General features: G+C 71.6%; 23 protein-coding genes. 11 read left to right on the forward strand and 12 right to left on the reverse strand.

What is annotated here, in order from left to right; genetic code table 11:
* Positions 1-26: 26 nt before the first annotated feature.
* Positions 27-503: a CoA-binding protein gene (locus ACZ63E_RS33520; protein WP_465310594.1), complete on the reverse strand. Its 477-nt coding sequence runs from the start codon at positions 501-503 to the stop codon at positions 27-29.
* Complete coding sequence (locus tag ACZ63E_RS33525; RefSeq protein WP_465340224.1) at positions 500-1,786, reverse strand: O-acetylhomoserine aminocarboxypropyltransferase/cysteine synthase family protein; 1,287 nt, start codon at positions 1,784-1,786, stop codon at positions 500-502. The genes ACZ63E_RS33520 and ACZ63E_RS33525 overlap by 4 nt, the downstream gene beginning before the upstream one ends.
* Positions 1,787-2,064: 278 nt before the next feature.
* Between ACZ63E_RS33525 and ACZ63E_RS33530 the strand changes: the two genes are divergently transcribed.
* From ACZ63E_RS33530 to ACZ63E_RS33545, 4 genes are all read left to right on the forward strand, one after another.
* Complete coding sequence (locus ACZ63E_RS33530; protein WP_465310596.1) at positions 2,065-2,595, forward strand: DUF3887 domain-containing protein; 531 nt, start codon at positions 2,065-2,067, stop codon at positions 2,593-2,595.
* 41 nt (positions 2,596-2,636) lie between these two features.
* Positions 2,637-3,935, forward strand: coding sequence for a serine hydrolase (locus ACZ63E_RS33535; RefSeq protein WP_465340225.1), 1,299 nt, complete (start codon positions 2,637-2,639; stop codon positions 3,933-3,935).
* Entirely contained in the window at positions 3,932-4,369 is a 438-nt protein-coding gene (locus ACZ63E_RS33540) for a VOC family protein (RefSeq protein WP_465340227.1), read from the forward strand. The genes ACZ63E_RS33535 and ACZ63E_RS33540 overlap by 4 nt, the downstream gene beginning before the upstream one ends.
* A gap of 119 nt (positions 4,370-4,488) precedes the next feature.
* Entirely contained in the window at positions 4,489-5,346 is an 858-nt protein-coding gene (locus ACZ63E_RS33545; protein ID WP_465340228.1) for a sigma-70 family RNA polymerase sigma factor, read from the forward strand.
* A 7-nt stretch (positions 5,347-5,353) separates the two neighbouring features.
* Here the strand turns inward: ACZ63E_RS33545 and ACZ63E_RS33550 are convergent, their stop codons facing one another.
* Positions 5,354-6,163, reverse strand: coding sequence for a (2Fe-2S)-binding protein (locus ACZ63E_RS33550; RefSeq protein WP_465340229.1), 810 nt, complete (start codon positions 6,161-6,163; stop codon positions 5,354-5,356).
* Positions 6,164-6,197: 34 nt separating this feature from the next.
* Positions 6,198-7,049: a putative RNA methyltransferase gene (locus tag ACZ63E_RS33555; RefSeq protein ID WP_465340230.1), complete on the reverse strand. Its 852-nt coding sequence runs from the start codon at positions 7,047-7,049 to the stop codon at positions 6,198-6,200.
* Positions 7,050-7,222: 173 nt separating this feature from the next.
* Between ACZ63E_RS33555 and ACZ63E_RS33560 the strand changes: the two genes are divergently transcribed.
* From ACZ63E_RS33560 to ACZ63E_RS33570, 3 genes are read left to right on the forward strand one after another with little or no spacing between them, the layout of a single operon-like run.
* Positions 7,223-8,611, forward strand: a complete 1,389-nt coding sequence (locus tag ACZ63E_RS33560) for an ammonium transporter (RefSeq protein WP_465340231.1) — start codon at positions 7,223-7,225, stop codon at positions 8,609-8,611.
* Entirely contained in the window at positions 8,608-8,946 is a 339-nt protein-coding gene (locus ACZ63E_RS33565; RefSeq protein WP_093952295.1) for a P-II family nitrogen regulator, read from the forward strand. Before ACZ63E_RS33560 ends, ACZ63E_RS33565 begins: the two co-directional genes overlap by 4 nt.
* 9 nt (positions 8,947-8,955) lie before the next feature.
* Positions 8,956-11,271, forward strand: coding sequence for a [protein-PII] uridylyltransferase (locus ACZ63E_RS33570; RefSeq protein ID WP_465340232.1), 2,316 nt, complete (start codon positions 8,956-8,958; stop codon positions 11,269-11,271).
* Between the two features lie 34 nt (positions 11,272-11,305).
* On the opposite strand, the gene ACZ63E_RS33575 is transcribed toward ACZ63E_RS33570, so the two are convergent.
* The 6 genes from ACZ63E_RS33575 to ACZ63E_RS33600 form a co-directional block, all read right to left on the reverse strand.
* Complete coding sequence (locus ACZ63E_RS33575) at positions 11,306-12,637, reverse strand: FAD-dependent oxidoreductase (protein WP_465340233.1); 1,332 nt, start codon at positions 12,635-12,637, stop codon at positions 11,306-11,308.
* Positions 12,630-13,292 carry a VC0807 family protein gene (locus ACZ63E_RS33580; RefSeq protein WP_465340234.1) on the reverse strand — a complete coding sequence of 221 codons (663 nt, stop codon included), beginning with the start codon at positions 13,290-13,292 and terminating at the stop codon, positions 12,630-12,632. Before ACZ63E_RS33580 ends, ACZ63E_RS33575 begins: the two co-directional genes overlap by 8 nt.
* Positions 13,289-13,891: a TetR/AcrR family transcriptional regulator gene (locus ACZ63E_RS33585; protein ID WP_465340235.1), complete on the reverse strand. Its 603-nt coding sequence runs from the start codon at positions 13,889-13,891 to the stop codon at positions 13,289-13,291. Before ACZ63E_RS33585 ends, ACZ63E_RS33580 begins: the two co-directional genes overlap by 4 nt.
* A 70-nt stretch (positions 13,892-13,961) precedes the next feature.
* Positions 13,962-15,266, reverse strand: a complete 1,305-nt coding sequence (locus ACZ63E_RS33590; protein WP_465340236.1) for a GGDEF domain-containing protein — start codon at positions 15,264-15,266, stop codon at positions 13,962-13,964.
* Between the two features lie 363 nt (positions 15,267-15,629).
* Positions 15,630-16,391, reverse strand: a complete 762-nt coding sequence (locus tag ACZ63E_RS33595) for a glucose 1-dehydrogenase (protein ID WP_465310607.1) — start codon at positions 16,389-16,391, stop codon at positions 15,630-15,632.
* Positions 16,392-16,413: 22 nt separating this feature from the next.
* Positions 16,414-17,001 (reverse strand): TetR/AcrR family transcriptional regulator, encoded by a 588-nt coding sequence (locus tag ACZ63E_RS33600; RefSeq protein WP_465340237.1) that lies wholly within the window; start codon positions 16,999-17,001, stop codon positions 16,414-16,416.
* A gap of 121 nt (positions 17,002-17,122) precedes the next feature.
* On the opposite strand from ACZ63E_RS33600, the gene ACZ63E_RS33605 reads away from it, so the two are divergent.
* The gene (locus ACZ63E_RS33605; RefSeq protein WP_465340238.1) at positions 17,123-17,491 is read left to right on the forward strand and encodes a hypothetical protein; all 369 of its coding nucleotides are present in this window, start codon (positions 17,123-17,125) and stop codon (positions 17,489-17,491) included.
* A gap of 51 nt (positions 17,492-17,542) precedes the next feature.
* A complete protein-coding gene (gene ku / locus ACZ63E_RS33610) occupies positions 17,543-18,415 on the forward strand; it encodes a non-homologous end joining protein Ku (RefSeq protein WP_465340239.1) in 873 nt (290 codons plus the stop codon).
* Positions 18,416-18,688: 273 nt separating this feature from the next.
* Here ku and ACZ63E_RS33615 read toward each other — a convergent pair whose 3' ends face one another.
* Both ACZ63E_RS33615 and ACZ63E_RS33620 read right to left on the reverse strand, forming a co-directional pair.
* Positions 18,689-19,153, reverse strand: a complete 465-nt coding sequence (locus tag ACZ63E_RS33615) for a MarR family winged helix-turn-helix transcriptional regulator (RefSeq protein ID WP_465340240.1) — start codon at positions 19,151-19,153, stop codon at positions 18,689-18,691.
* Between the two features lie 9 nt (positions 19,154-19,162).
* Positions 19,163-20,953 (reverse strand): ABC transporter ATP-binding protein, encoded by a 1,791-nt coding sequence (locus ACZ63E_RS33620; protein ID WP_465340241.1) that lies wholly within the window; start codon positions 20,951-20,953, stop codon positions 19,163-19,165.
* 196 nt (positions 20,954-21,149) lie between these two features.
* Between ACZ63E_RS33620 and ffh the strand changes: the two genes are divergently transcribed.
* Together ffh and ACZ63E_RS33630 are read left to right on the forward strand one after the other, a co-directional pair.
* Positions 21,150-22,694 (forward strand): signal recognition particle protein, encoded by a 1,545-nt coding sequence (gene ffh / locus ACZ63E_RS33625; RefSeq protein ID WP_465310613.1) that lies wholly within the window; start codon positions 21,150-21,152, stop codon positions 22,692-22,694.
* Positions 22,691-23,767: an amidohydrolase family protein gene (locus ACZ63E_RS33630; RefSeq protein WP_465340242.1), complete on the forward strand. Its 1,077-nt coding sequence runs from the start codon at positions 22,691-22,693 to the stop codon at positions 23,765-23,767. The genes ffh and ACZ63E_RS33630 overlap by 4 nt, the downstream gene beginning before the upstream one ends.
* Positions 23,768-23,792 lie beyond the last annotated feature (25 nt).

Consider the following 23,792-nt stretch of genomic DNA (forward strand, 5'->3'; position numbering starts at 1 on the left):
AACAGCGGGAGCGGACGTTCCCTTCCCTAGGGTGCCGACTGCCTCCGCGAACTGATCACGCCGGTGTTGAACCCGGCCAGGTGCAGCCCGCCCGCGAACCGCGCGTGCTCGATCTTCACGCACCGGTTCATCACGACGTCCAGCCCGGCCTCCCGGGCCCGGTCGGCCACCGGCTCGTGCCACAGCCCGAGTTGCAGCCACAGCGTCCGCGCGCCGGCGTCGATCACCTCGTCGGCCACCTGGGGCAGGTCGTCGTGCTTCCGGAACACGCTGACCAGGTCCGGCTCCCCCGGCACGTCCTTGAGGGAGGCGTACACCGGCTTCCCGAACAGGGTGTCCAGCCGCGGGTTGACGAAGTTGACCTCGTAGCGCGTCGACGAAAGCAGGTAGGTGGCGACGAAGTAACTGGGCCGCGCCGGATTGGCGGACGCCCCCACCAGAGTCACCGACTTCGTCCGGTTCAGGATCGCGCGCCGCTCGACCGCTCCGACCGCATGGGTCATCCGGCCACCGCCTTCCCCAGCGCCTGGTCGAGGTCCCAGAGGATGTCCTCGACGTCTTCGAGCCCGACCGACAACCGGATGAGGTCGGGCCCGACCCCGGCCGCGGCCAGCTGCTCCTCCGACAGCTGCGCGTGTGTTGTCGACCCCGGGTGGATGACGAGGGTCCGCGCATCCCCGACATTCGCCAGATGGGACAGCAGTTCCACCGATTCGACGAACTTCTCACCCGCGGCGCGCCCGCCGGTGATGCCGAACGAGAACACTGCGCCCGGCCCGGAGGGCAGGTACTTCTTCGCCAGGTCGTGGTGCTGGTGCGAGGGCAGGCCGGCGTACGACACCCACGCCACCCGGGGATCCGCTTCGAGGTACTCGGCGACGGCTCGGGCGTTGGCGACGTGGGCGTCCATCCGCTGCGGAAGCGTCTCGACGCCTTGCAGCAGCAGGAAAGCCGAGTGGGGCGAGAGCACGGCGCCGATGTCGCGCAGCTGCTCGGCGCGCAGCCGGGTGCAGAACGCGTATTCGCCGAAGTTCTCCCAGTACCGGAGGCCGCCGTAACTCTCGACGGTCTCGGTCATCCGCGGGAACTTCCCGTTGCCCCAGTCGAACTTCCCGGATTCGGCGACGATGCCGCCGAGCGTCGTCCCGTGGCCGCCGAGGAACTTCGTCGCCGAGTGCAGCACGATGTCCGCGCCGTGTTCGATCGGCCGGCACAGGTACGGCGTTGCCAGCGTCGCGTCGACCACCAGCGGGATGTCGTGGGAGTGCGCCAGGTCCGCCAGCGCCGCGAGGTCGGCGATGCCGCCGCCCGGGTTGCCGATCACCTCGGTGTAGAGCAGCCGGGTCCGGTCCGTGATCGCGGCCGCGTAGTCGCTGATGCCGCCGCTGACGAACGTCGTCTCCACGCCGAAGCGCCTGAGCGTGCCGGTGAGCTGCGTGACCGTGCCGCCGTAGAGACCGCTCGCGGACACGATGTGGTCGCCCGCCTCCGTGAGCGCGCTGAAGGTGAGGAACTCCGCGGCCTGCCCGCTCGCGGTGGCGACTCCGCCGATGGCGCCTTCGAGACTGGCGATCCGCTCCTCGAACGCGGCCACGGTCGGGTTGCCGATGCGGCTGTAGATGTTCCCGTACTTCTGCAGGGCGAACAGGTTCGCCGCGTCGGCCGCGTCTTCGAAGACGAAGCTCGTCGTCTGGTAGATCGGCACGGCTCGGGCGCCCGTCGCCAGATCGGGAGTTCCGCCCGCGTGCAGTGCGCGGGTGCGGAAGCCCCAGGTGCGTTCACTCATCGGTTCTCACCGTAACCGTCCTCCCCTTCGGATCGCCACGCCTTCCACGAGGTGGGCGAGGTCGTTTCGTGCCGCCAACGCTAGCACGTTTTGGCATTCCGTGCGCTACACTCGAAAGCATGAAATGCGCCGCCTGTGGCAAGCCGCTGCCACCTCGCCAGGGATCCGGGCGAAATCGCCAGTACTGTGATGCCACGTGCCGGAGCGCCGCCCGCCGGCAACGCGAACACGTAAAGTCTGACTTGACACATCCGCCGCGTCAATACATCCTTGACACTGTGCCGAAGCACGAACCACTGGCCACGGTCGGCGAAGCGTTGCGGAAGGTCCGTGACGCGGAGGCGACGTTGCGCGACGCGGTGGACGCGGCCCGGACGGCCGGGCACACGTGGCAAGAGATCGGCGACCTGCTGGGCACCAGCCGGCAGGCCGCTTTCCAGCGGTTCGGCCGGCCGGTCGACCCGGCGACAGGAGCATCCATGGCGGAACTGAAGCTGCCCGACGCGGTGCGCCGCGCCGAAGGGCTGGTGGCGGAGCTCGTCGGCTGCCAGTGGCACGAAGTGCGCCGGGACTTCGACGACCGCATGCGTGCGGCGGTCGGCGAAGACGAGCTGCGGCTCGCCTGGGCGCAGGTGGCCGGAGCGGTCGGTCAGTACGAGCGGATGGGGGAGGCGTATGCGCGGAGCACGGGCGACTACACCATCGTCCACCTGCCGCTGGCCTTCGAAGCCGGCGAGCGGACCGTGCTGGTGACCTACCGCGAGGACGGTCAGGTGGCCGGGTTGTGGATCCGGCCGCCCGAGGAATAGCGGACAACCAAGGGGGAACCATGAAACCGCAAGGGGGAGCTGTGAAAACGGCGATAGTGGGTGTGGTCGCGCTACTGGCGCCGCTGGTGGCTCCGGCCGCCGGCGCCGCGGAGGTGCCGACGGCGGGCCAGCAGCTCGCATGGGTGGTCGACGCGACCGGGCGCGTCCCGGTGGCCGACGCCGAGGTGCGACAGCACGTCGCCGAGGTCCTGCTGACGGCGGCCGGAGGCACGGCGGGTGTCAACGCCGCGTTCACCGGATTCGGCCGGCTCGAAGTGAAACGCGTAGTCAGCGAAGCACCGGACCACGTCGAGGCCGCCGTCCACGGCACCGCCGACGACTACCTGCTGGACCTGCACGTGGACCAGGCCGGGCTGATCGACGGGCTCCGCGCGACGCCGGACGACCCGGTGCCGTCCTCGTGGCCAGAGCTCGACACCCAGCTCGCGGCGCTCGGTGCCCGGGTGTCGTTCGGCGCGTCGGAGATCCTTCCGGACGGGCGCTGCCGCGACGTGCACGGCGTTCGTGACAACGTGCAGCGGCCGTTGGGTTCGACGTTCAAGCTGTACGTGCTGGGCGCGCTCGGCAAGGCGGTCGCCGAGCACAAGGCGTCCTGGACCGAGCAGCTGGCGATCCGCGACGACTGGAAGAGCCTGCCGTCCGGGGTGCTGCAGGACCAGCCCGCGGGCACGAAGCTCCCGCTGTCGGAATACGCCGACAAGATGATCTCGATCAGCGACAACACGGCCACCGACCACCTGATCCACCGGCTCGGCCGGGATGCGCTGCAACGGCAGGTCGTGGCGTTCGGCAACCAGCGGCCGTCGGCGAACATCCCGTTCCTGACCACCAAGGCGCTGTTCGAGCTCAAGGCCACGCAGTACCCGGCCCGCGCCGACGCCTACCTGGCGTTGCCCCGCTGGGCGCGTCCGGCGGCGGTGGCCGGGCTGGAACGGCTCCCGCTCACCGGGCTCACCGCCTGGCCGGCACCCGAGAAGATCGACGACATCGAGTGGTTCGGTTCCCCGGACGACATCTGCCGCGCGTTTTCCGGGCTGCAGAAGGAGAACCAGCCGGAGATCGGGCACGCGCTGTCACTGAACGACGGTGGGCTCGGGCTCGACCGGGCCAAGTTCCCGCAGGTCTGGTTCAAGGGCGGCAGCGAACCCGGCGTGCTGACGCTGAACTACCTGGCCCGCTCCGCGGACGGCCGCTCGTTCGTCACCAGCGTCATGGTGTCGGACCCGGTGGCGCCGTTGAACGAAGGTCACGTCGCGGCACGAGGAATCGCCGTCGCGAAGGGCGCAGTCGCGCTTCTCGCGGCTACGCTTCGTCCGTGACGGTGCGGTGGAGCCTGACGATCGACTGCGCGGGTCCTCGCGCGCTGGCAAGGTTCTGGGCGGTGGCCCTCGGCTACATCGAGCGGCCACCGCCCGCCGGCTTCGCGAGCTGGGAAGCCTGGTTCGCCGACCACGACGTGCCCGAGTCGGAGTGGGACGACGGCGCCTACCTGAGTGATCCTGAGGGCGTTCTGCCGAACCTGAGCTTCCTGAAAGTGCCCGAAGGCAAGGTCGTGAAGAACCGTGTCCACCTGGACGTCCAGGCCGGTGGTGGCCGGGAGGTGCCGTGGGACACGCGCTGGGAGCGCGTGGTCGAAGCGGTCGCCCGGCTCACCGCGGCGGGCGCGACGATCGTGCACGAGTACGAACTCGACGGCCGTGCCGACCACATCATGATGGCGGATCCGGAGGGCAACGAGTTCTGCGTGCTCTGAGCCGTCGGGTCGTTGTTCGTCCGATGGCCCAGATCACGGGTGGAGTCGCGCGTTCGTGTCACATCGGCCTGCGCCGCGGGGTCTACTGCTGAGAGCCCCGGCGAAAGGAACAGGACACGGTGGACGAGCTGACCGAGCGGTTCGAGCAGGAGCGGCCGCGGCTGCGAGCGGTCGCCTACCGGATGCTCGGTTCGGCGAGTGAGGCCGACGACGCCGTCCAGGAGGCTTGGCTGCGGTTCGACCGCACCGACATGAGGGAGGTCGAGAACGTCGGCGCGTGGCTGACGACCGTCGTCGCGCGGGTGTGCCTGTCGATGCTCCGCACGCGTCGCAACCACCGTGAGGAGCCCTTGGACGGGCGGCCCGAGCCGGGCGAGGAGCGCCGGGACCCGGAGCAGGAGGCGGAGCTGGCCGACACGGTTGGGCTGGCTCTGCTGGTCGTGCTCGACTCGCTGGGGCCGGCCGAACGGGTCGCGTTTGTGCTGCACGACATGTTCGCCGTGCCGTTCGACGAGATCGCGCCGGTGATCGACAAGACCCCGGCCGCGACCAGGCAGCTCGCGAGCCGGGCCCGGCGCCGGGTCAAGGGCGGCGCCGCGGTGGACGCGGACCTGCCGCGGCGGCGGAAGGTGGTCGAAGCGTTCCTGGCCGCGTCGCGCGGGGGTGACTTCGAAGCGCTGCTCGCCCTGCTCGACCCGGACGTCGTGCTGCACGCCGACCGGTTTGTCGGCCCGAGCCCGGCGCCGGTGGTGCTGCGCGGTGTCGAGAGCGTGCGCATGGGCGCGGTGCTGGCTTCCGAACGGGCCCGTGCCAGCGAACTGGCCCTGGTCGACGGCTCGCCTGGCCTGCTGCTGGTGCGAGAGGGACAACTCACGGTTGTCCTGTCGTTCGAGGTCGACGGCGACCGGATCACCGGCATCGAGGTCATCGCCGACCCGGAGCGGCTGCGCGAGCTGGAGGTGGCCGTTCTCGACTGAGGCCCGGTCAGCCGAGAGCGGCGCGGAGGCGTGCTTCGCGCTCGGGCGGCGTTTGCCGCGGACAGCTGACGCACTTGGGGTTGCCGACTTCGTAGATCAGGCAACACGAGGCCCGTCGCACGGCAGGCGTGCGCCCGACACGCACGAACCGCGGCTTCGGCAGGCCGAGCCCGATCGCGGCGACCAGAGGCTCGGCCAGTGTCATGGCCAGCTCCGGATCCGGCGTCCAGAGCAGCCGGTTGCCGATCGAGTCGGTGGTGATGGCGCCCAGTGCGCGTTCACGAGCCCCGCTCACCTCGGCGATCGTGCTGACGGCGGCACCAAGCGCCTCGGCGAACGCGGTGCCCAGCTCGGCCAGGCCACCGGAGAGTCGGCGGGTCGACCGGGCACCGAGGAACCGGCCGTCGGCGACGAGGTCGAGCTCCATGGCAGCCAGGGAGGGATCGGCGAGGACAGTGTGGGCGGAGGGGGCGAGAGCCTGGCCCGTGAACGAGCGGGAAGGGACCGCTCCGGCCGAAGGACCGCCGGTGTCAGCCGGGGCCGGACTGCCTGCAGGGGCAACTCCCGCCCGGCCAGCCGATACCGGGGCCGTCGAACCGCCCCCGCCCGTCGGCACCTCCACCAGCCCCGCCGACACCGCCGCGACCAGGCTTTCCACCGCGGGCGCCACCAGCACCGACGAAAGCGAGTACCACCAGATCGTCCCGAGCACCTCCGGCCTCGCGCAGCCGTACAGCTTCGCCGCGCCGCCGATGCGGGCCCGGACCCACTCCGGGTCCGCGAGCAGGGCTGCGGACGCGGTCCAGTCGGGCTTCACGACCTCCAGCCTGCCAGACCGCGACCTACCGCCCTCACAACCGGCGGTAGGTCGAGACCGTGAACGACAACGTCACCACTTGCGGCTCGCTCAGCGCGTCCAGGCGCTCGCGGCGGCCGTCGCGGTCGAGGTGGTGGGCCGTCGGGCCCATCTCCACCGCTTGGCGGACCTGGGCGGCCGTCAGCTCCGTCGTGTGGCGGACCGGGGTGCGGCTCGTGCGGGCGAAGTACTCGCCGAGGGTGCCGTCCAGGCGCTCCTGCTTGCGGTCGTCCACGGCCAGGACCAGGTCGCCCAGCTCGCCGAGGTGGTCCGGGGCCGGGGCCGCGACCACCAGCAGGCCGCCGGGGCTCAAGACGCGGTGGAACTCCGGCCCGTTGCGCGGGGCGAAGACGTTCAGTACCACCGACGCCACCCCGTCGCCCACCGGCCAGGGCTCCCAGAGGTTCCACACCGCCGCGCCCAGCCGGTCGTGCGCTCGGGCCGCTCGGCGCAGGGCGACCGCCGAGACGTCGAGGGCCAGGCCGGCCGCGAGCGGCGCCGCCTCCAGGACGTGGGCCAGGTAGTAGCCCGTGCCGGCGCCCGCGTCGATCACCAAGCCGTCGGTCTCCGCGCACACGCGCGCCAGCTCGTCCGCGAGGGGGCGGTACGCGCCCGATGCCAGGAAGTCCGCGCGGGCCGCGACCATCGGCGCCGTGTCCGCCGTTCCGGCCGGGATTCGCGCGTGCAACAGGTTCACGTAACCCTGGCGCGCTAGATCGAACGAGTGGCCGTTGTCGCAACGCAGCGTGCGATCGACTGCCCCGATCGGGGTGGCGCACACCGAACATCGCAACGCGTCGACGACCCGGGGTGGCAGTGGGTCATTCCCGTGGCCGGCTGAGGTCATGGGGATATTCGACCACGACGTTTCGCAACCGGACACTCCAGCACGGGTGGCGGGAAACCTGGCTGTAACAACCGGGCGTGGACAGTTCACGCGGGTGAAACCTCACGAGCCGCCCCGTGAAACACCGCGCGCCAAAACTGCCTTCGCATGAACCCAGGGCACGGGAGGACGATGTGCTGAACGCAGGAGACACCGCGTGGGTATTGGCCAGCGCCGCGCTGGTCATGCTCATGACACCGGGATTGGCCTTCTTCTACGGCGGTATGGTCCGCGCGAAGAGCGTCCTGAACATGCTGATGATGAACTTCATCGCACTGGCGGTCGTGGGGGTGCTGTGGGCCCTCTACGGGTTCACGATGTCCTTCGGCGACGACGCTTTCGGCGGGCTGCTCGGTAACTTCCACTTCGCCGGCCTCGAAAACACCTTCGGCAAGCTGGCCGGCTTCGCGACCGCCGCCACCGACACGAGCCCGGCCGTCGCCTGGCCCGGCTCGGACGGCCTGCCGATCCTCGCTTTTGTGATGTTCCAGCTGATGTTCGCGATCATCACGCCCGCGCTGATCTCCGGCGCCATCGCCGACCGCGCGAAGTTCTGGGGCTGGACGCTGTTCGTCGTCATCTGGGTGACGGTCGTGTACTTCCCGGTCGCGCACTGGGTGTTCTCCTTCAACGGCTTCGTCGGCGAGAACGCCGTCGGCGGCTGGATCGCCAACAACCTCAAGGCACTCGACTTCGCCGGTGGCACCGCGGTCCACATCAACGCCGGCGCCGCGGGTCTGGCGCTGGCGATCGTGCTCGGCAAGCGCCGCGGCTGGCCGAAGGACACCGGGCGCCCGCACAACGTGCCGTTCGTGCTGCTCGGCGCGTCCCTGCTGTGGTTCGGCTGGTACGGCTTCAACGCCGGTTCGGCGCTGGCCGCCAACGACCTCGCCGCCGTCGCGTTCACCAACACCACCGTCGCCACCGCGGCCGCCGTGCTCGGCTGGCTGATCGTGGAGCAGCTGAAGTTCGGCAAGCCGACCACGCTCGGCGCGGCGTCCGGCGCAGTCGCCGGCCTGGTCGCCATCACCCCGGCGTGTGGTTTCGTGAGCCCGATCGGGGCCATCGCGATCGGCCTGATCGCCGGTGTCCTCTGCGCGCTGGCCATCTCGCTCAAGTACAAGTTCGGCTTCGACGACTCGCTCGACGTCGTGGGTGTCCACCTGGTCGGCGGCATCGTCGGCACGCTGCTGATCGGCTTCTTCGGCACCACCAGCGTCAACTCCCTCGGCGCCGACGGCCTGTTCTACGGCGGCGGGTTCACCCAGCTGGGCCGTCAGGCGCTCGCGGCCGGCGCGGTACTGCTGTACTCCTTCGTGTTGTCGTTCATCATCGGCTTCGTGATCAAGAAGGCGGGCGGCTTCCGCGTCAGCACCGAGGACGAGGTCAGCGGCATCGACGAGGCCCAGCACGCGGAGAGCGCGTACGACTTCACCGGGTCGGGCGGTGGCCTCGGCCAGCCGACGACCATCCCGGTCAAGACCGCCACCTCGCACGCGAAACTCGAGGAGAGCAAGGCATGAAGCTCATCACGGCGATTGTGAAGCCGTTCACGCTCGACGACGTCCGCTCCGCGCTGGAGCAGCTGGGCGTGCTGGGCATGACGGTGAGCGAAGTCCAGGGTTACGGCCGCCAGAAGGGCCACACCGAGGTCTACCGCGGCGCGGAGTACTCGGTGGACTTCGTGGCCAAGCTGAAGATCGAGGTCGTGACCGACGACACCAACGTGGAGAAGGTGCTCGACGCCATCACCACGGCCGCGCACACCGGCAAGATCGGTGACGGCAAGCTGTGGGTGACGCCGGTCGAGACGGTCATCCGGGTACGGACCGGCGAGCGCGGCACGGACGCTCTATAGGCGTCCGGGATGGCCGACGGGGGCGAACTGGTCAAGGCCACCGAGCGACTGCTCGAGGGCAGGCACGGGAGGCTGGGGGCGTCCGCACTGCGGGCGGCCCTGGTCGACCTCTACGAGTTCTGGCTGGGCAGGGGAGCCTCGGCGGCCGGCGTCGACACCGCGGAACCGGGTGTCGCGCTGGTCGCCGTGGGCGGGCTCGGCCGCCGGGAGCTGGTGCCGTTCTCCGATCTCGACCTGCTGCTGGTGCACAACGGCAACAGCAGGGTCGGCGAGATCGCGGACGCGCTCTGGTATCCCTTGTGGGACGCGAAAGTCGGGCTCGACCATTCGGTCCGCACGCCCGGTGAAGCGCTGAAGGTCGCTTCGGAAGACCTGCGGGTGGCCATGGGCCTGCTCGACGCCCGGCACCTCGCCGGGGACGCCGAGCTGGCCGGCCGCATGGTTTCCGCGGCGCGCGACCAGTGGCGCCGCACCGCGCGCAAGCAGATCCCCGATCTGACGGCGTCGGTGCGGCAACGCTGGACCCGCAGCGGTGAGATGGCGCAGTCCGCGGAGCCCGATCTCAAGCACGGCCGGGGTGGCCTGCGCGACTTCGCCGTCCTGGAAGCCCTGGCGGCGGCGCAGCTCACCGCCCGCCCGGGCGAGGAGCTCCTCCAGGCCAAGGAGCTCCTGCTCGACGTCCGCACCGAGCTGCGGCGCGAGATCCGGCGCGAACGGGACGTCCTGTCCGCGCCGGAGGCCGAGCTGGTGGCCGCCGAACTCGGCTTCGGCGACCGTTTCACATTGGCCCGCAAGCTTTCCGGCGCCGGACGCACGATCGCGTACGCGCTGGACGTCGCGTTGCGGTCCACTGTGGAGCCGCCGAAGTCGCGGTTCGGACGGCGGCCGTCCCGCACGCCGCTCGCCGAAAACGTGGTGCTGCACGGGAACGAGGTCGCGCTCGCCCGCGACGCCGTCCCGGCGAAGGACCCGGCGCTGCTGCTGCGGGTCGCCGCCGCGTCGGCGCGCACGGGCAAGCCGATCGCGCTCGGCACGCTCAAGGCGCTGGCGGAGTCGGCTCCGGAGCTGCGGGCGCCGTGGCCGGCCGAGGCGTTGAACGCCCTGGTCGAGCTGCTGGGCGCGGGGGAGGGCCTGGTCGACGCGGTCGAGTCGCTCGACCGGACCGGGCTCTGGTCCCGGCTGTTCCCCGAGTGGGGCGCGGTCCGCGACCTGCCGCCGCGCTCGCCGGTGCACCAGTGGACGGTCGACCGGCACCTCGTGCGCACCTGCGTCGAGGCGGCCAAGCTGACCACCACGGTCTCGCGACCCGACCTGCTGCTGATCGGCGCGCTGCTGCACGACATCGGCAAGGGCCGCGACGCCGACCACTCCGAGCTCGGCGCCAAGATCTCCGCCCAGGTCGCGACGCGGCTCGGCCTCGACCCGGCCGACGCCGCGACGGTGTCGGCGATGGTCCGCCACCACCTCCTGCTCCCGCACACCGCGACCCGCCGCGACATCAGCGAGCCGGCGACGGTGGCGCGCGTGGTGAAGACCCTGGACAGCGATCTCGTCCTGGTCGAGCTGCTGCACGCGCTCACCCAGGCCGACTCGCTGGCCACCGGCCCCGGCGTCTGGACGGACTGGAAGGCGCGGCTGCTCGCCGAGCTCGTCACCGGGTGCGAAGAAGTTTTGCGCGGCAAGGGGTTCACCGCGCCGGAGCCGATGGACGCCGAACAGCGTGAGCTCGTCGCGCAGGCCGTGGCGTCGGGCAACGGCGAGATCCGGATCAGCTCGCACGGCAAGGTCGTCACGGTGCTGCTGGCCGTGCCGGCGCGCGCGGAGCTCCTGGCGCCCGCGGCCGGCGTGCTGGCGCTGAACTCCCTGGAGGTGCATTCGGCGGTCCTGCGCGGGCACGACGGCGGCCGCGCCGGGGTCTTCACGGCGTCTCCGAAGTTCGGCTCGCTGCCGGAGGTGACGCTGCTGCGCGAGCAGTTCGCCCGCGCGGTCGCCGGCACGCTGCCGCTCACCCAGCGCCTCGCGGCGAAGGAACGCGACTACGGCTCGCCCGACGCGGCCACGGTCGCGCCGAAGGTCCTCTGGTTCGACGACGAGACGAGCGGCCCGGACACGGTGGTCCTCGAACTGCGCGCCGCCGACCGGATCGGCCTGCTGTTCCGGGTGGCGGGCGCCCTCCGGCGCTGCAACGCCGAGGTGCGCTGGGCGAAGGTCGCGACGCTGGGCGGCGCGGTGGTCGACTCGTTCGCGGTGACACCCCGCAGCGGCCGCATCGAGCCGGGCTGGCGTCGCGAGGTCGAGCAGGCGGTACTGGCCGCGGCTTCCTGATCGGGCCTTGCCTGAGCGGACCGCTCAGGCAAGGTCAAACCAGCGCGACCGCGGGTTCGCCGAACCACTTCGCCAGCGCGTTTTCCAAGCCGGGCCCGCCGTTCCAGACCACGTACCCGTCGGGCCGGACGAGCTGGGGAGCATCGCCGTGCCGGGTCTCGACCCGGTCGCCCCATCCCTCGGGGACCGCCGCGCCCACCAGCACGGCCCGGCCGTCCGACGCGGCCGGGACCTCAGCCCGGCCGAGGACACCCGGGTAGCTCAGCCCGAGGCCCGAGATCTCCATCGCGACCGCCCGCCGCGCTTCCGACACGGCAAGCAAGCCGGTCACCATCTCCCGCACCGCCGCGGCGTCCGGATCGGGCACGCCCAGCACCGCCTGCGCGCGAGTGCTGAGCAGCACCCGCGCGGCGACCGGATGCCGTTCGTCGTGGTAGCTGTCGAGCAGGCTGTGCCCGCGGATCTCGGCCGCCAGCTTCCAGCCGAGGTTCACCGCGTCCTGCAGGCCCAGGTTGAGCCCCTGGCCGCCGACCGGGAGGTGGATGTGCGCGGCGTCGCCCGCGAACAGCACCCGGCCGTGCCGGTACTGCTCCAGCTGCCGTGCCGCGTCGCCGAACCGGGACGCCCACAGCACTTCGCCGACCTCGATTCCGGGGCCGTGCGCCGCGGTGAGTGCCCGCTGCAGCTCGTCGGCCGTGACCGGGGTGCCGCGGTCGAGCCGTTGCTGCTCTTCGCCGAAGACGATCGTGCGGTGGCGGCCGCCCGACAGCGGGAGCAGGTAGCCGGACGAGCCGGCCGGCAGTGACCAGGCCTCGGCCAGGCCGGCGGGCTTCGCGGCGAGCGTGACGTCGGCGACGACCAGCGAGACCCGGGCCGGGGTGCCCGGGAACGCGGCGCCCAGCAGCGTCCGGACCGTGCTGTGGCCGCCGTCGGCCGCCACGAGCCATCCCGCGCGGTGCGTGCGTCCGCCCGCGGTGACGGTGACGCCGTGGCCGTCCTGCGCGACAGCAGTGACACCCGCACCGCGCAGGACCGGGGTGCGCAGCCGCGCCTCGATCGCCGCCGCGACGTGGACCTGCTCGACACCGAGCTGGTACGGGAAGCGCGTCGGCAGATCCGTGTAGTCGATCGGGACGCCGGAGAAGTGCCCGGCGGGCAGTTTCGCCTGGACGTGCGGCTCGATGGCGGCGAGCAGGCCGCGGTCGGCCAGCACCTCGACCGACCGGGGCTGCAGGCCGAGGGCCTTCGACTGCGTCGTGGGCTCGGTGTCGCGTTCCAGGACCAGCACGTCGAGCCCGGCGCGTTCCAGCTCGAACGCCGTCAGCAGGCCGGTCGGGCCGGCGCCCGCCACCAGGACGTCAGGCATCGAGGTTCTCCTTCTTGAGGTACCAGACGTGCCAGCCGATCAGGAGGGCCAGCGCGCCGAACCACGCCACGTTGGTGACCAGGGCGATGAGGTCGATCGGCAGCGTGTAGACGAGCACGATGTGCAGCACCGCGCCGGCCAGCAGCACCGCGCCCCAGGCGGCCGTGTTGATCCGCAGGCCGCGCCGGAACCGGGCGTCGGTCTCCCAGCGACCCGCCCACGCGTCCGCCCCCTCGGCGCCGCGTTTGACCTCGGCGATCGTGCGGCCCAGCGTCAGTTGCGCCGGCCGGCCGACGAACACCGAGACCAGCATCCACGCGCCGAAAACGCCACCCAGGGCCGCGGTCCAGCCTTCGCGGATCACCAGCGTGCGCGGGTCGTCCGAGAGCAGGCCCAGCACCACCGACAGCACCAGGACGCTCAGCGTCACCAGCGCGACGAGGTCGACCTTCCGGTTGCGCACGATCGTCCACAGCACGTACGGCGCGGCGACCAGGACACCGGCCATCAGCGCCCACCACTGGTCCACGCTGGCGGCACGCAGGCCGTAGAACAGCGCCATCGGCACCAGCACCTCGAACACCACGGTCAGCACGTTGGCGCGGACCAGCCGGCGCAGGCCGGCGTCGGGCTCGGACTTCGCTTCGATCATCATGCGGATCCCCCAGCGGATTCGGGTGCGGTCGCCCGCACGTAGAGGTCGGCGAGCTCACGGCCGATGCGCGTGAGCTCGGCGGGTGCCAGCCCGGCCGCGGCCGCCGTCGCGACGACGGCGTCGAGGCCGGCGGTGAAGGCGAGCGCCGTCGTCCGGGCGTCGAGCGGGCCGAACGCGCCCGCCGCCCGCCCGGTGCGGAAGTGCTCTTCGAACAGCGCGAGCCGCCCGTTGACGCCCGCGCTCTGCGAACCGGCGTTCTTCACCAGGTCGATCAGCGCGCGGACTTCGGCCGGGTGCTCGCCGACGAGCTCGACGTTCGACTCGACGTAGGCCCGCAGCTGCGCGACGTGCCCGACGGCGGCGTCGATGCGCGGCTGCATGAACGCGCCGGTGATTTCTTCGATCTCGGTGATGCACGCCGCGAGCAGGTCGTCCTTGCCCGCGAAGTGGTAGCTGATCATGCCGGTGCTCGACAGGCCCGCCTGCTTCGCGATCCGGCTGAACGACGCCTTCGCGTAGCCGGCCTCGGCGATCACTTCGATCGCCGCCCGCACGATCTGGGCCCGCCGGCCGGACTCGGTGAAGGTTCTTGCTCGCATGAGCAAAATTTAGCTCAGCCGAGCAAAAATGACAAGTCACCTGGTCAACGCCGGGAAATGGGGGAGCAGGTCAGGCGGTCGCGGTGCCGTCGACGACCTGGTTGCGGCCCGCGTCCTTGGCTCGGTACAGCGCCTTGTCGGCGGCCTGGAGGAGCCGCTCGACGGCCGTGCCGCCGTCGGGGTAGGTCGCCACGCCGATGGATGCCGACAGCGAGGCGATGACGCGGATGTGGCTGCCGTCCTCGTACTCGACCTGCAGGGACTCGATCGCCGACCGGATGCGCTCGGCGACCGCCAGTACCGCCGCCGGGCCGATGTCCGGGAGCAGGACCACGAACTCCTCGCCGCCGAAGCGGCCGACCGAGTCGTAGTCGCGGACCGCGCTCTTGATCGACGCCGCGACGGCGCGCAGCACCGTGTCGCCGGCCAGGTGGCCGTGCGCGTCGTTGATCAGCTTGAAGTGGTCGAGGTCGATCATCAGCACGCCGAACGTGCTGCGGGAGCTGCGTTGCGCCCGGGCCAGCTCACGTGAGGCCAGCAGGTGCCAGCCGGTCGTGTTGAACAGGCCGGTCTTCTCGTCGGTCGTCGCCGCGATCTCCAGCTGCTTGATCAGCACCGCCCGGTGCAGCACCAGCAGCGGCGGCACGATCGCGACGGCGAGCGCGGGCAGCGTCGCCAGCGTCAACGCCGTGAGCAGGCCCAGGCAGAGCGTCGCGACCTCGAGGAGGTTGTCGCCGAGACCGCCGAAGAACGCCTTCACCGAGCGCTTCGTGATCGTCAGCGCCGGGACGATCGTGATCGCCGAAACCAGGAAGTACGCGACCGCGGCGAGCGTGATGGCCGTGACGCCGCGCCAGCCCGACGTCAGCGCCGTGTACATGTCGGGGACGCCGAGGCGGCTCAGGACCAGCTCGGCCGCGTAGCAGGTGACGACGACCAGCGTCGCGTTCAGCGTCGTCCGGAACGGCGGCACGCGCTTGATCCGTGCGAGGCTGCGCGTCGCCAGGTGCACGTACAGGACGGCGACCAGCGCCGTGCCGAGCGCGGGCGGCAGGAGCAGCACGCCCGCGAACGTCCAGACCGACGTCAGGTTGATGTGCGGGGTGTCGGACACCAGCCGCCGGACGCGCTCGATCTGGCGGCCCAGCTCCGCCTGCAGGACGCCGAGCGCGGCGAGGACCCCGAAGACCACCAGGTCCCAGGCGTCCACCGGCACGACGACGGCGGTCCAGACGGTGGCCACGAGGGCCACGGACTCGACGAGGAAGCAGTAGAAGATCAAGGTCGGCCGCTGCCGCCAGAGCGTCCAGCGCGCAGGACGGGGCACCCCTCGGATCCGGCCCGCTCGGGGCTCGGCCGGACGGGCGCCGTCCATACTCAAGGCGGTGCAACTCCCCTGGTGATCCGACGATCCGCGTCCACCCCACCACACCGGGCGGCCGCGATCGACGATTGCCACACGATCGGAGCAGTGAAGGGAGGCCGCCGCCATGCGCAACCGCGAGTCCTGAGGCCCCGACGTCCGATTTTCCGCACCGGACCAGTGAGGGAGGCCGTCATGCGCAACCGCGAGTCCTGAGCACACCGCAGCCCCACCCGTCACCACGCGCGAGAGGAGAGCTGTCGTGCGCAACCGCGAGTCCTGAACCCCGTCGCACACCGTCCGTTTCCAGCCGGAGAGGGGATCGTCACCATGCGCAACCGTGAGTCCTGAAACCCCGCGGCCCGGGTGGGCCGCCTACGCGGTCGCGCCGCCGTCGACCACCAGGTCGTGCCCGACGGTGAACGCGGCCTCCGCCGAAGCCAGCCACAGCACCGCGGCGGCCACTTCGGCGGTGGCGCCCACCCGGCCCAGCGGAATCGCGGCCGCCAGCCGTGCGGCACGATCGGCGTCGGTCTCGCCGGGGCGCCGCGACATCTCCGTGTCCGTGGCGCCGGGGCTGACCGCGTTGACGCGGACGCCCTCGGCGATGTGGTCGCGGGCCGCGGTCCGGGTCAGCGCGCTCACCGCGGCCTTCGACGCGGCGTAGGCCGCCATGTTCGGCAGCCGGCCGTGCGCGCCGATGTTCGACGCCATGTTGACGATCGCGCCGCCGCCGTGCGCCCGCATGTAGGCGATCTCGTGCTTCATCGACAGCCAGGTGCCGGTGACGTTCGTGGCCATCACCGCGGCGAAGCCGTCCTCGCCGAGGTCGGCCACCGGGGCCGGCGCCCCGAGGATGCCCGCGTTGTTGAACGCGACGTCCAGGCCGCCGTGCCGCGCGACGACCGTCTCGACCATCCGCGCGACGTCGGCGGAGTCGGTGACGTCCACGACGACCGCGCTCGCCGTGCCGCCGGCGGCTTCGATCTCCTTCACCGCCGACGCGAGCCGCTGCTCGTCGCGCCCGGCCACGACCGCCGTCGCGCCCTCGGCGGCGAACGCCCGCGCCGTCGCGCGCCCGATGCCCGAGCTGCCGCCGGTCACCAGGACGATCTTGTCCGCGAACCGTGCCGCCATGTCTGCCTTCTTTCTGATCCGATCAGTCTTGAATGAGGAGACGCATCGCCTGGGAGACGGCCGCGTTCAGCCGGCTCGCGGCGTCGGCGCCCTTGCCCAGGACGCGCAGGCCCTGGAGGACGGTGAGCAGGAACCGGGCGAGGCTCGCCGGGTCGCTGCCGCCGGGGAGCTCGTCTTGCGCCTTGGCGCGTTCGAGCGCCATGGTGAGGGCGACCTCGAGGGTGTCCCAGCTGCGTTCCACGACGCGGGCGACTTCGGGGTCACGGGGGAGCAGCTCGATCGCCGCGTTGACGACAAAACAGCCGATCGGCCCGGCTTCCCCCAGGATGTCCGCGACGTAGCCCTCCAGGAGCCGGCGCACCGCGGGCACCCCGGGACCCGGCTGCGAGAGGTCCGCCATGACCCGCGCGTCGGTCCGCTCGGCGTAGCGCTTCAACGCCGTCACGTAGAAGTCGTGCTTCGTGCCGAAGGTCGCGTACAGGCTCGCCTTGGCGACGCCGAGGTGCGTGACGAGGTCGCTGACCGACGTCGCCTCGTACCCCTGACGCCGGAAGAGCGCCAGCGCGGCGTCGCACGCTTCGCCGACGTCGAACTCCTTCACGCGGGACATGATCAAAACTCTAGCCTTATCGAGAACGCTCGGTCAAATAAGTGGACGGCGGTGTGTCGAGTCCGATGACGCGGCGTGCGGTGGCACTATGGCTGCTCGGACCGGCCGGAGGGGGTGCGTGATGCAGGACCTGCCGCGGCTGACGCTGCCGCCCACGGTCGTCGCCACCCATCTGCGTTCGTGCGCCGAAGACCTGGCCGCGGGCCTGCGCGCCGGCGGCCCGGGCGCCACCACCACCGAGCTCGTCGACGTCGTCGCGCAGCTGGTGGCCGGCCAGGAGGCCCTCTCGCACGCGCTCGCCGGTCTCGCCGCCCGGGTCGAAGGCGGCGGCGACGTGCTCGCCGCGGCCCCGCCGCTGGATGTCGAAGTGGTCACCGAAGTGCTCCGCGCGGCGGCCATCGCGGCCCGCTGTTCGGCCGAAGCGCTCGACGAGGTCACGCCGTCGTTCGAAAGTGTGAGCGAATCCGTCGCGCCTGACACCCGTTTGTAGGTGTGGACGCGCGAGGCCGTCCGCCTAGCCTGGGCGCTGCGGAGGTGTCGCATGCGAGCGGTGTGGACGGGCACGATCGGGTTCGGGGACTACGCCGTTCCGGTGAAGGCGTACAGCGCGACCGAGGAACACGAGATCCCGCTCCACCAGGTCCACGAAGCCGACGGCGGCCGGGTGCGCGTGAAGCGCGTCTGCGAGGTCGACGGCGAAGAGGTGCCGCCCGCGGAGATGGTCCGCGGTTATCCCGTGCCCGGTGGCGACGTCGTGCTGCTGTCGGACCACGAGCTCGCGTCGCTGCCGATGCCCGGCCGCACGATCGCCATCCGCGGGTTCGCCCCGCTCGCCGACGTCGATCCGATCTGGTTCGCGAAGAGCTACTACCTCGAGCCCGAGCCGGCCGGCACCAAGCCGTACGTGCTCTTCAGCGAGGCGCTCCAGCAGTCCGGCCGGATAGCGCTGGTCACGGTCGCGCTGCGCCGCCGCGAGACGCTGGGCGCGCTGCGCGTGCGCGACCAGGTGATCGTGCTCGAGACGATGCTGTGGCCGGACGAGGTGCGCGTGCCCGACTTCCCGTTCCGGCACGCCGACGTCGACATCCGGCCGGGTGAGCTGCGCCGCGCGGTGAACCTCGTCGAGGAGCTGACCGGCGAGTTCGACCCCACGCGTGTGCCCGACCGTTACCGCGAGGCGCTCCAGGCGTTGATCCGCTCGAAGATCGACGGCGCCGAGGTCGTCCAGCCCACGGCCGCCGAGCAGGACGAAGGCGTCACGCGCCTGCTGGCGGCGCTCCAGGCGAGCGCGTCCGAAGCGGAGGACGTGCGCAACGCGGCCGTCGCGAAGGCCAAGGCCGCCGCTTCGAGGGCGGCGAAGGCGCGTACGACGGCGAAGCGCGCGGCGTCACGTAGTCGCACGAAGACGTCTTGAGTATTACTACCCACGGGTAATTGAGGGTTCTTCCACTGCTGGCGGGCCGCCCGGCGCGGCAGACTTTGTCCTGCCGGCGGATACCGGATCGCCGGCGAGGGGGTTCGGACGGCCCCTGGGGAGGTGTGCCGTCCGGGCACCGGGGTTCCGGGGCGGGCCGACGGAGGAGCGGCCCGTTTCGGGACCCGCGTTCACACCGCGGGGAGGCGGTGTGAGCCAAGGGGGTGTCTTGAAGGCCGCCGCGGAGGGATCGAGGGGTCTCCGCGGCGGTCTTCAGGCGTCCGCGACGCGCATCAGCAGCTCCGACGCCAGTTTCAGCAGCTGCCGTTCGGTCGGCGAGAGCGTCGACTCCAGTGCCGTCGCCAGCCAGCGTTCGCGCTGGATGCTGTACTGCCGCAACACCGTCAGGCCGGCCGGGGTGATGCTGATCAGCGACCGGCGGCCGTCCGCCGGGTCGGTCGTGCGCGTGACGAGCTCGCGTTCGGTCACCCAGGCGAGGATCCGGGTCAGCGACTGCGGCTGCAGCCGTTCCGCCTCGGCCAGCTCGGTCGGCGTGTGCGTGCCCGCCCGGTAGAGCCGGCTCAGCACCGCCAGCACCGCCGGGCCGGGGCCGTTCGGGTCGCGCTCGGCGCGCATCCGCCAGTTCAGCCGCCCGACGCCCTCGCGGACCCGCCACGCCAGGTCGGCCAGCTCGGGGTCCGCGCTGACGGGTGAGGCGACGTCGGGTTCGGGCTGCATGGGCCCAGATTAGGCGGTTCCCCTGACCAGCCGGGTATAACGCCCGTCGCGCGCCAGCAGCTCCTCGTGCGTCCCGCGTTCGGCGATCCGGCCCTCGTGCAGCACCACGATCTGGTCCGCGTGCTCCACAGTGGACAGCCGGTGCGCGATCGTCAGCGTCGTGCGGCCCGCGGCCAAGCGGTCCAGCTCGGCCTGCACCGAGCGTTCGGTGCGGGTGTCGAGCGCGCTGGTCGCCTCGTCGAGGATCAGCACCGGCGGGTTGCGCAGCAGGATCCGGGCGATCGCCATTCGCTGCTTCTCGCCGCCGGAGAAGCGGTAGCCGCGCTGGCCGACCACGGTGTCGTACCCCTCGGGCAGCCCGGCGAGCGTGTCGTGGATGTGCGCGGCCTTCGCGGCCGCCTCGACCTCGTCGTCGGTCGCGTCCGGCTTCGCGAAGCGCAGGTTCTCGCGGACGGTGTCGTGGAAGAGGTACGTCTCCTGCGACACCATCCCGACCCCGGCGGCCAGCGACGCCAGCGTCACGTCGCGGACGTCGGTGCCGTCGATCGTCACGGACCCCTCGCTCACCTCGTACAGCCGCGCCACCAGGTACGCGAGCGTCGTCTTGCCCGAACCGGTCGAGCCGACGAGCGCCGTTGTCGTCCCGGCCGGGACGTCCAGGTCGATGTCCGCCAGCGTCAGCGGGCCGGATTCGTCGTAGCGGAACGACACCCCGCGCATCGCGACGTCGCCACGGCGCACCTCCAGAGTGCCCGCGTCCGGCTTGTCGGAGATCTCCACCGGCAGGTCGAGGACCTCGAAGATGCGGCCGAACAGCGCCTTCGACGTCGCCACGTTCTGCCCGATGGTCTGCATCGCGCTGGCCGGCGCGACCAGCCGGTTGAGCATGCTGGTGAAGGCCACGACGGTGCCGAGCGAGATCGGGGACGCGCCGCCGGCGAGCGCCAGCCCGGCGATCCAGTAGACCAGCGCCGGGATCACCGTCAGGCTCATCGCCCGGGACGCGGTCTGCCAGCGCCCGGCCAGCGCGGCGGCCCGCTCCAGCGTCGCGATCTCCCGCGACTCCGCGCCGAAGCGGTCGCGCATCGCCCGCTCGTTGCCCATCGTCTTGGCGAGCAGCACGCCGGTGACCGACAGGGACTCCTCGACCATCGTCGTCAGCCGGGCCATCCGGCGGGTCCGGCCGCGGGCCAGGTTCCGCCGCCGCTTGCCCAGCCGCAGCGTGAACAGCAGGAACAGCGGCACGACGATCAGCGACAGCAGCGCGAGCTGCCAGTCGAGGGCGACGAGGGCGACGGTGATCGCGATGGTCGTGGTCGCGTTCTGCACCATCGACCCGGCGGTCGTGGTGATGACGTTGTCGACACCACCGATGTCGTTGAACACCCGCGAGAGCACTTCGCCGCTCTTCGTCCGCGTGAAGAAGCCGAGGGACATCCGCTGCAGGTGGCCGTAGACCGACACACGCAGCTCGTTCATCACCCGCTGCCCGATCGTGTTGGACAGGCCGGTGGTGGCCACGCCGAGGGAGCCGCTGCCGACCGCGCAGACGATCATCCCGGCGGCCAGCAGGCTGATCAGGAGCGTGTCGCGGTGCGGCAGGGCGGTGTCGAGGATCTCGCGCAGGAGGAACGGCGACACGACGCCGAGCCCGGCCTGCAGCACGATCAGCGAGAACAGCGCGGCCAGGGGCCCGCGGTGCGCGTGGAACAGCCCGGCGATCCGCCGGAGGGGGACCGGCTCGTCGGTGTCGACGGCCGGTTCGGCGAGCGACGGCCGGGGTCTGGTCGCGGAAGTCATACACGTATGTTTACTTATCTCGGAGACGCATGCCAGTCATTTTCCCGATGTTGCCGGTCAGGTACTACGTGCACGCGTACTGATCGGGTGCACGACTTTTGCGTACCCGCGAGGCGGGGAAGCCTGAGCGACTACCCTCGGAGGTGCCGGCCTCGTCCGGCGCGCCACTCTCGACCCAGCTGGAGCGTGCACACCCGTGTTCGACACCCTCTCCGATCGGCTCACCGCCGCCCTTCAGACGCTCACGCGCAAGGGCAAGCTGTCCGACGCCGACATCGACGCCACCGCGCGCGAGATTCGCATCGCGCTGCTGGAGGCCGACGTCGCCCTCGGCGTGGTCAAGACCTTCATCGCGAGGATCAAGGAACGGGCGAAGGGCGCCGAGGTCTCCCAGGCGCTCAACCCCGCGCAGCAGGTCATCAAGATCGTCAACGAGGAGCTCGTCGGGATCCTCGGCGGCGAGACCCGCCGGCTGAACCTGGCCAAGAACCCGCCGACCGTGATCATGCTCGCGGGTCTGCAGGGCGCCGGTAAGACGACGCTCGCCGGCAAGCTCGCGCTCTGGCTGAAGAAGCAGGGCCACGCGCCGATGCTCGTCGCCTGTGACCTCCAGCGCCCGAACGCCGTCACGCAGCTGCAGGTCGTCGGCGAACGCGCCGGCGTCGTCACCTTCGCGCCGGAGCCGGGCAACGGCGTCGGCGACCCGGTCGACGTCGCCCGCCGCGCCATCGCCGAGGCCAAGCACGCGCAGCACGACGTCGTCGTGGTCGACACCGCGGGCCGCCTGGGCGTCGACGAAGAGCTGATGAAGCAGGCCGCCGACATCCGCGACGCCGTCCAGCCGGACGAGACGCTGTTCGTCGTCGACGCGATGATCGGCCAGGACGCCGTGACCACGGCCGAGGCGTTCCGCGACGGCGTCGGCTTCACCGGCGTCGTGCTCACGAAGCTCGACGGTGACGCCCGCGGTGGTGCCGCGCTGAGCGTCCGCGAGGTCACCGGCCAGCCGATCCTCTTCGCCTCCAACGGCGAGAAGCTCGAGGACTTCGACACCTTCCACCCCGACCGGATGGCCTCGCGCATCCTCGGCATGGGTGACGTCCTGACCCTGATCGAGCAGGCCGAGCAGGCCTTCGACCAGGACCAGGCCGAGAAGGCCGCCGCGAAGCTGTCCAGCGGCCAGCTGACTCTGGAGGACTTCCTCGAGCAGATGCTCGCGGTCCGCAAGATGGGCCCGATCGGCAACCTGCTCGGCATGCTCCCGGGCGCCGGTCAGATGAAGGACCAGCTGGCCCAGGTGGACGACAAGCACCTGGACAAGCTGCAGGCGATCATCCGCGGCATGACCCCGGCCGAGCGCGACGACCCGAAGATCATCAACGGCTCGCGGCGGCTGCGCATCGCCAACGGCTCCGGCGTCACCGTGCGCGAGGTCAACGACCTGGTCAACCGGTTCTTCGAGGCCCGCAAGATGATGGCCCAGATGGCCGGCCGGTTCGGCTTCGGCGGCGGGGGCGGCGGCTCCAAGTCGCGCAAGGGCAAGAAGGGCAAGAAGGGCCGCGGCCCGACGCAGCCCAAGGTCCGCGGCGGTTTCCCCGGCGGCATGCCGATGCTGCCCCCGGGCGGCGGGATGCCGGGCGGCGGTGGCATGCCCGACCTGTCGAAGCTGGGCGGGATGAACGACGTCCCGGGCTTCGACCCGACGAAGTTCAAGCTGCCGAAGAACCCCAAGGACAATTGAGCACCGCGCTCCACGTCGCCGGGGTGGTCCTGCCTGGCGGCGAGTCCCGGGACCTCTGGGTCACCGGCGGCCGGATCTCGTTCGAGCCGGTGCCGGACGCCGAGACGCTGGGCCGTGACGTCTTCCTCGTGCCCGGCCTGGTCGACGCCCACTGCCACCCCGGCATCGGCGTGGGCGGGCCGGTGTCGCTCGAAGAAGCGGCTTCGCAGGCCCTGGCCGACCGTGACGCCGGGACGCTGCTGATCCGCGACTGCGGCCTGCCGATCGACGTCCGGCCGCTGCAGCAGCGCGCCGACCTGCCGACGATCATCCGCGCCGGCCGCCACCTCGCCCTGGCCAGGCGTTACGTCCCGGGGCTCGGCCTCGAGCTGGACGACCCCGCCCAGCTGCCCGCGGCCGTCGCCGAGCAGGCCCGCGACGGCGACGGCTGGGTCAAGCTGGTCGGCGACTGGATCGACCGCGGCGCCGGCGACCTCGCGCCGCTGTGGCCGGACGACGTCCTGGCCGAAGCGGTCAAGGTCGCGCACGACCACGGCGCCCGCGTCACCGCGCACGTGTTCGGCGAAGCGGCGCTGCCCGGGCTGATCGCGGCCGGCATCGACTGCCTCGAGCACGGCACCGGCCTGAGCGCCGACCAGCTCGCCGAGCTGGCGCGCCACGACGTCGCGCTGGTGCCGACCCTGATCAACATCGAGAACTTCCCGGGCATCGCGGACAAGGCGGGCAAGTACCCGGCCTACGCGGCGCACATGCGGGCGCTGCACGCCGGTGTCGGCGAGATGGTCGCGACGGCCATCGAAGCGGGCGTACGCGTCTTCGCGGGCAGCGACGCCGGGGGCATGGTCGAGCACGGCAGGCTCGTCGACGAGATCGAGGCCCTGCACCACGCGGGCATGACCCGGGAGCAGGCCCTCGCGAGCGGGTCGTGGGCCGCCCGCGACTGGCTCGGCCACCCCGGGATCACCGACGGCGCACCCGCCGACCTGCTCGTCTACGCGAGCGACCCGCGCGAGGACCTGGGCGTCCTGCGGCATCCGGAGCACATCGTGCTCGGCGGTGTCGTCTACGCGTAGACCCCCGCCGTTTTCCTTACGGGAC

The sequence above is a fragment of the Amycolatopsis sp. NPDC104819 genome (genome assembly GCF_055583145.1).

What these genes read in the sequence shown, in the direction of transcription:
- ACZ63E_RS33520 (WP_465310594.1), bottom strand. Translation starts at nt 503, where the DNA reads ATGACCCATGCGGTCGGAGCGGTCGAGCGGCGCGCGATCCTGAACCGG.
- ACZ63E_RS33525 (WP_465340224.1), bottom strand. Translation starts at nt 1,786, where the DNA reads ATGAGTGAACGCACCTGGGGCTTCCGCACCCGCGCACTGCACGCGGGC.
- ACZ63E_RS33555 (WP_465340230.1), bottom strand. Translation starts at nt 7,049, where the DNA reads ATGACCTCAGCCGGCCACGGGAATGACCCACTGCCACCCCGGGTCGTC.
- ACZ63E_RS33565 (WP_093952295.1), top strand. Translation starts at nt 8,608, where the DNA reads ATGAAGCTCATCACGGCGATTGTGAAGCCGTTCACGCTCGACGACGTC.
- ACZ63E_RS33570 (WP_465340232.1), top strand. Translation starts at nt 8,956, where the DNA reads ATGGCCGACGGGGGCGAACTGGTCAAGGCCACCGAGCGACTGCTCGAG.
- ACZ63E_RS33575 (WP_465340233.1), bottom strand. Translation starts at nt 12,637, where the DNA reads ATGCCTGACGTCCTGGTGGCGGGCGCCGGCCCGACCGGCCTGCTGACG.
- ACZ63E_RS33580 (WP_465340234.1), bottom strand. Translation starts at nt 13,292, where the DNA reads ATGATGATCGAAGCGAAGTCCGAGCCCGACGCCGGCCTGCGCCGGCTG.
- ACZ63E_RS33585 (WP_465340235.1), bottom strand. Translation starts at nt 13,891, where the DNA reads ATGCGAGCAAGAACCTTCACCGAGTCCGGCCGGCGGGCCCAGATCGTG.
- ACZ63E_RS33590 (WP_465340236.1), bottom strand. Translation starts at nt 15,266, where the DNA reads ATGGACGGCGCCCGTCCGGCCGAGCCCCGAGCGGGCCGGATCCGAGGG.
- ACZ63E_RS33595 (WP_465310607.1), bottom strand. Translation starts at nt 16,391, where the DNA reads ATGGCGGCACGGTTCGCGGACAAGATCGTCCTGGTGACCGGCGGCAGC.
- ACZ63E_RS33600 (WP_465340237.1), bottom strand. Translation starts at nt 17,001, where the DNA reads ATGTCCCGCGTGAAGGAGTTCGACGTCGGCGAAGCGTGCGACGCCGCG.
- ACZ63E_RS33605 (WP_465340238.1), top strand. Translation starts at nt 17,123, where the DNA reads ATGCAGGACCTGCCGCGGCTGACGCTGCCGCCCACGGTCGTCGCCACC.
- ku (WP_465340239.1), top strand. Translation starts at nt 17,543, where the DNA reads ATGCGAGCGGTGTGGACGGGCACGATCGGGTTCGGGGACTACGCCGTT.
- ACZ63E_RS33615 (WP_465340240.1), bottom strand. Translation starts at nt 19,153, where the DNA reads ATGCAGCCCGAACCCGACGTCGCCTCACCCGTCAGCGCGGACCCCGAG.
- ACZ63E_RS33620 (WP_465340241.1), bottom strand. Translation starts at nt 20,953, where the DNA reads ATGACTTCCGCGACCAGACCCCGGCCGTCGCTCGCCGAACCGGCCGTC.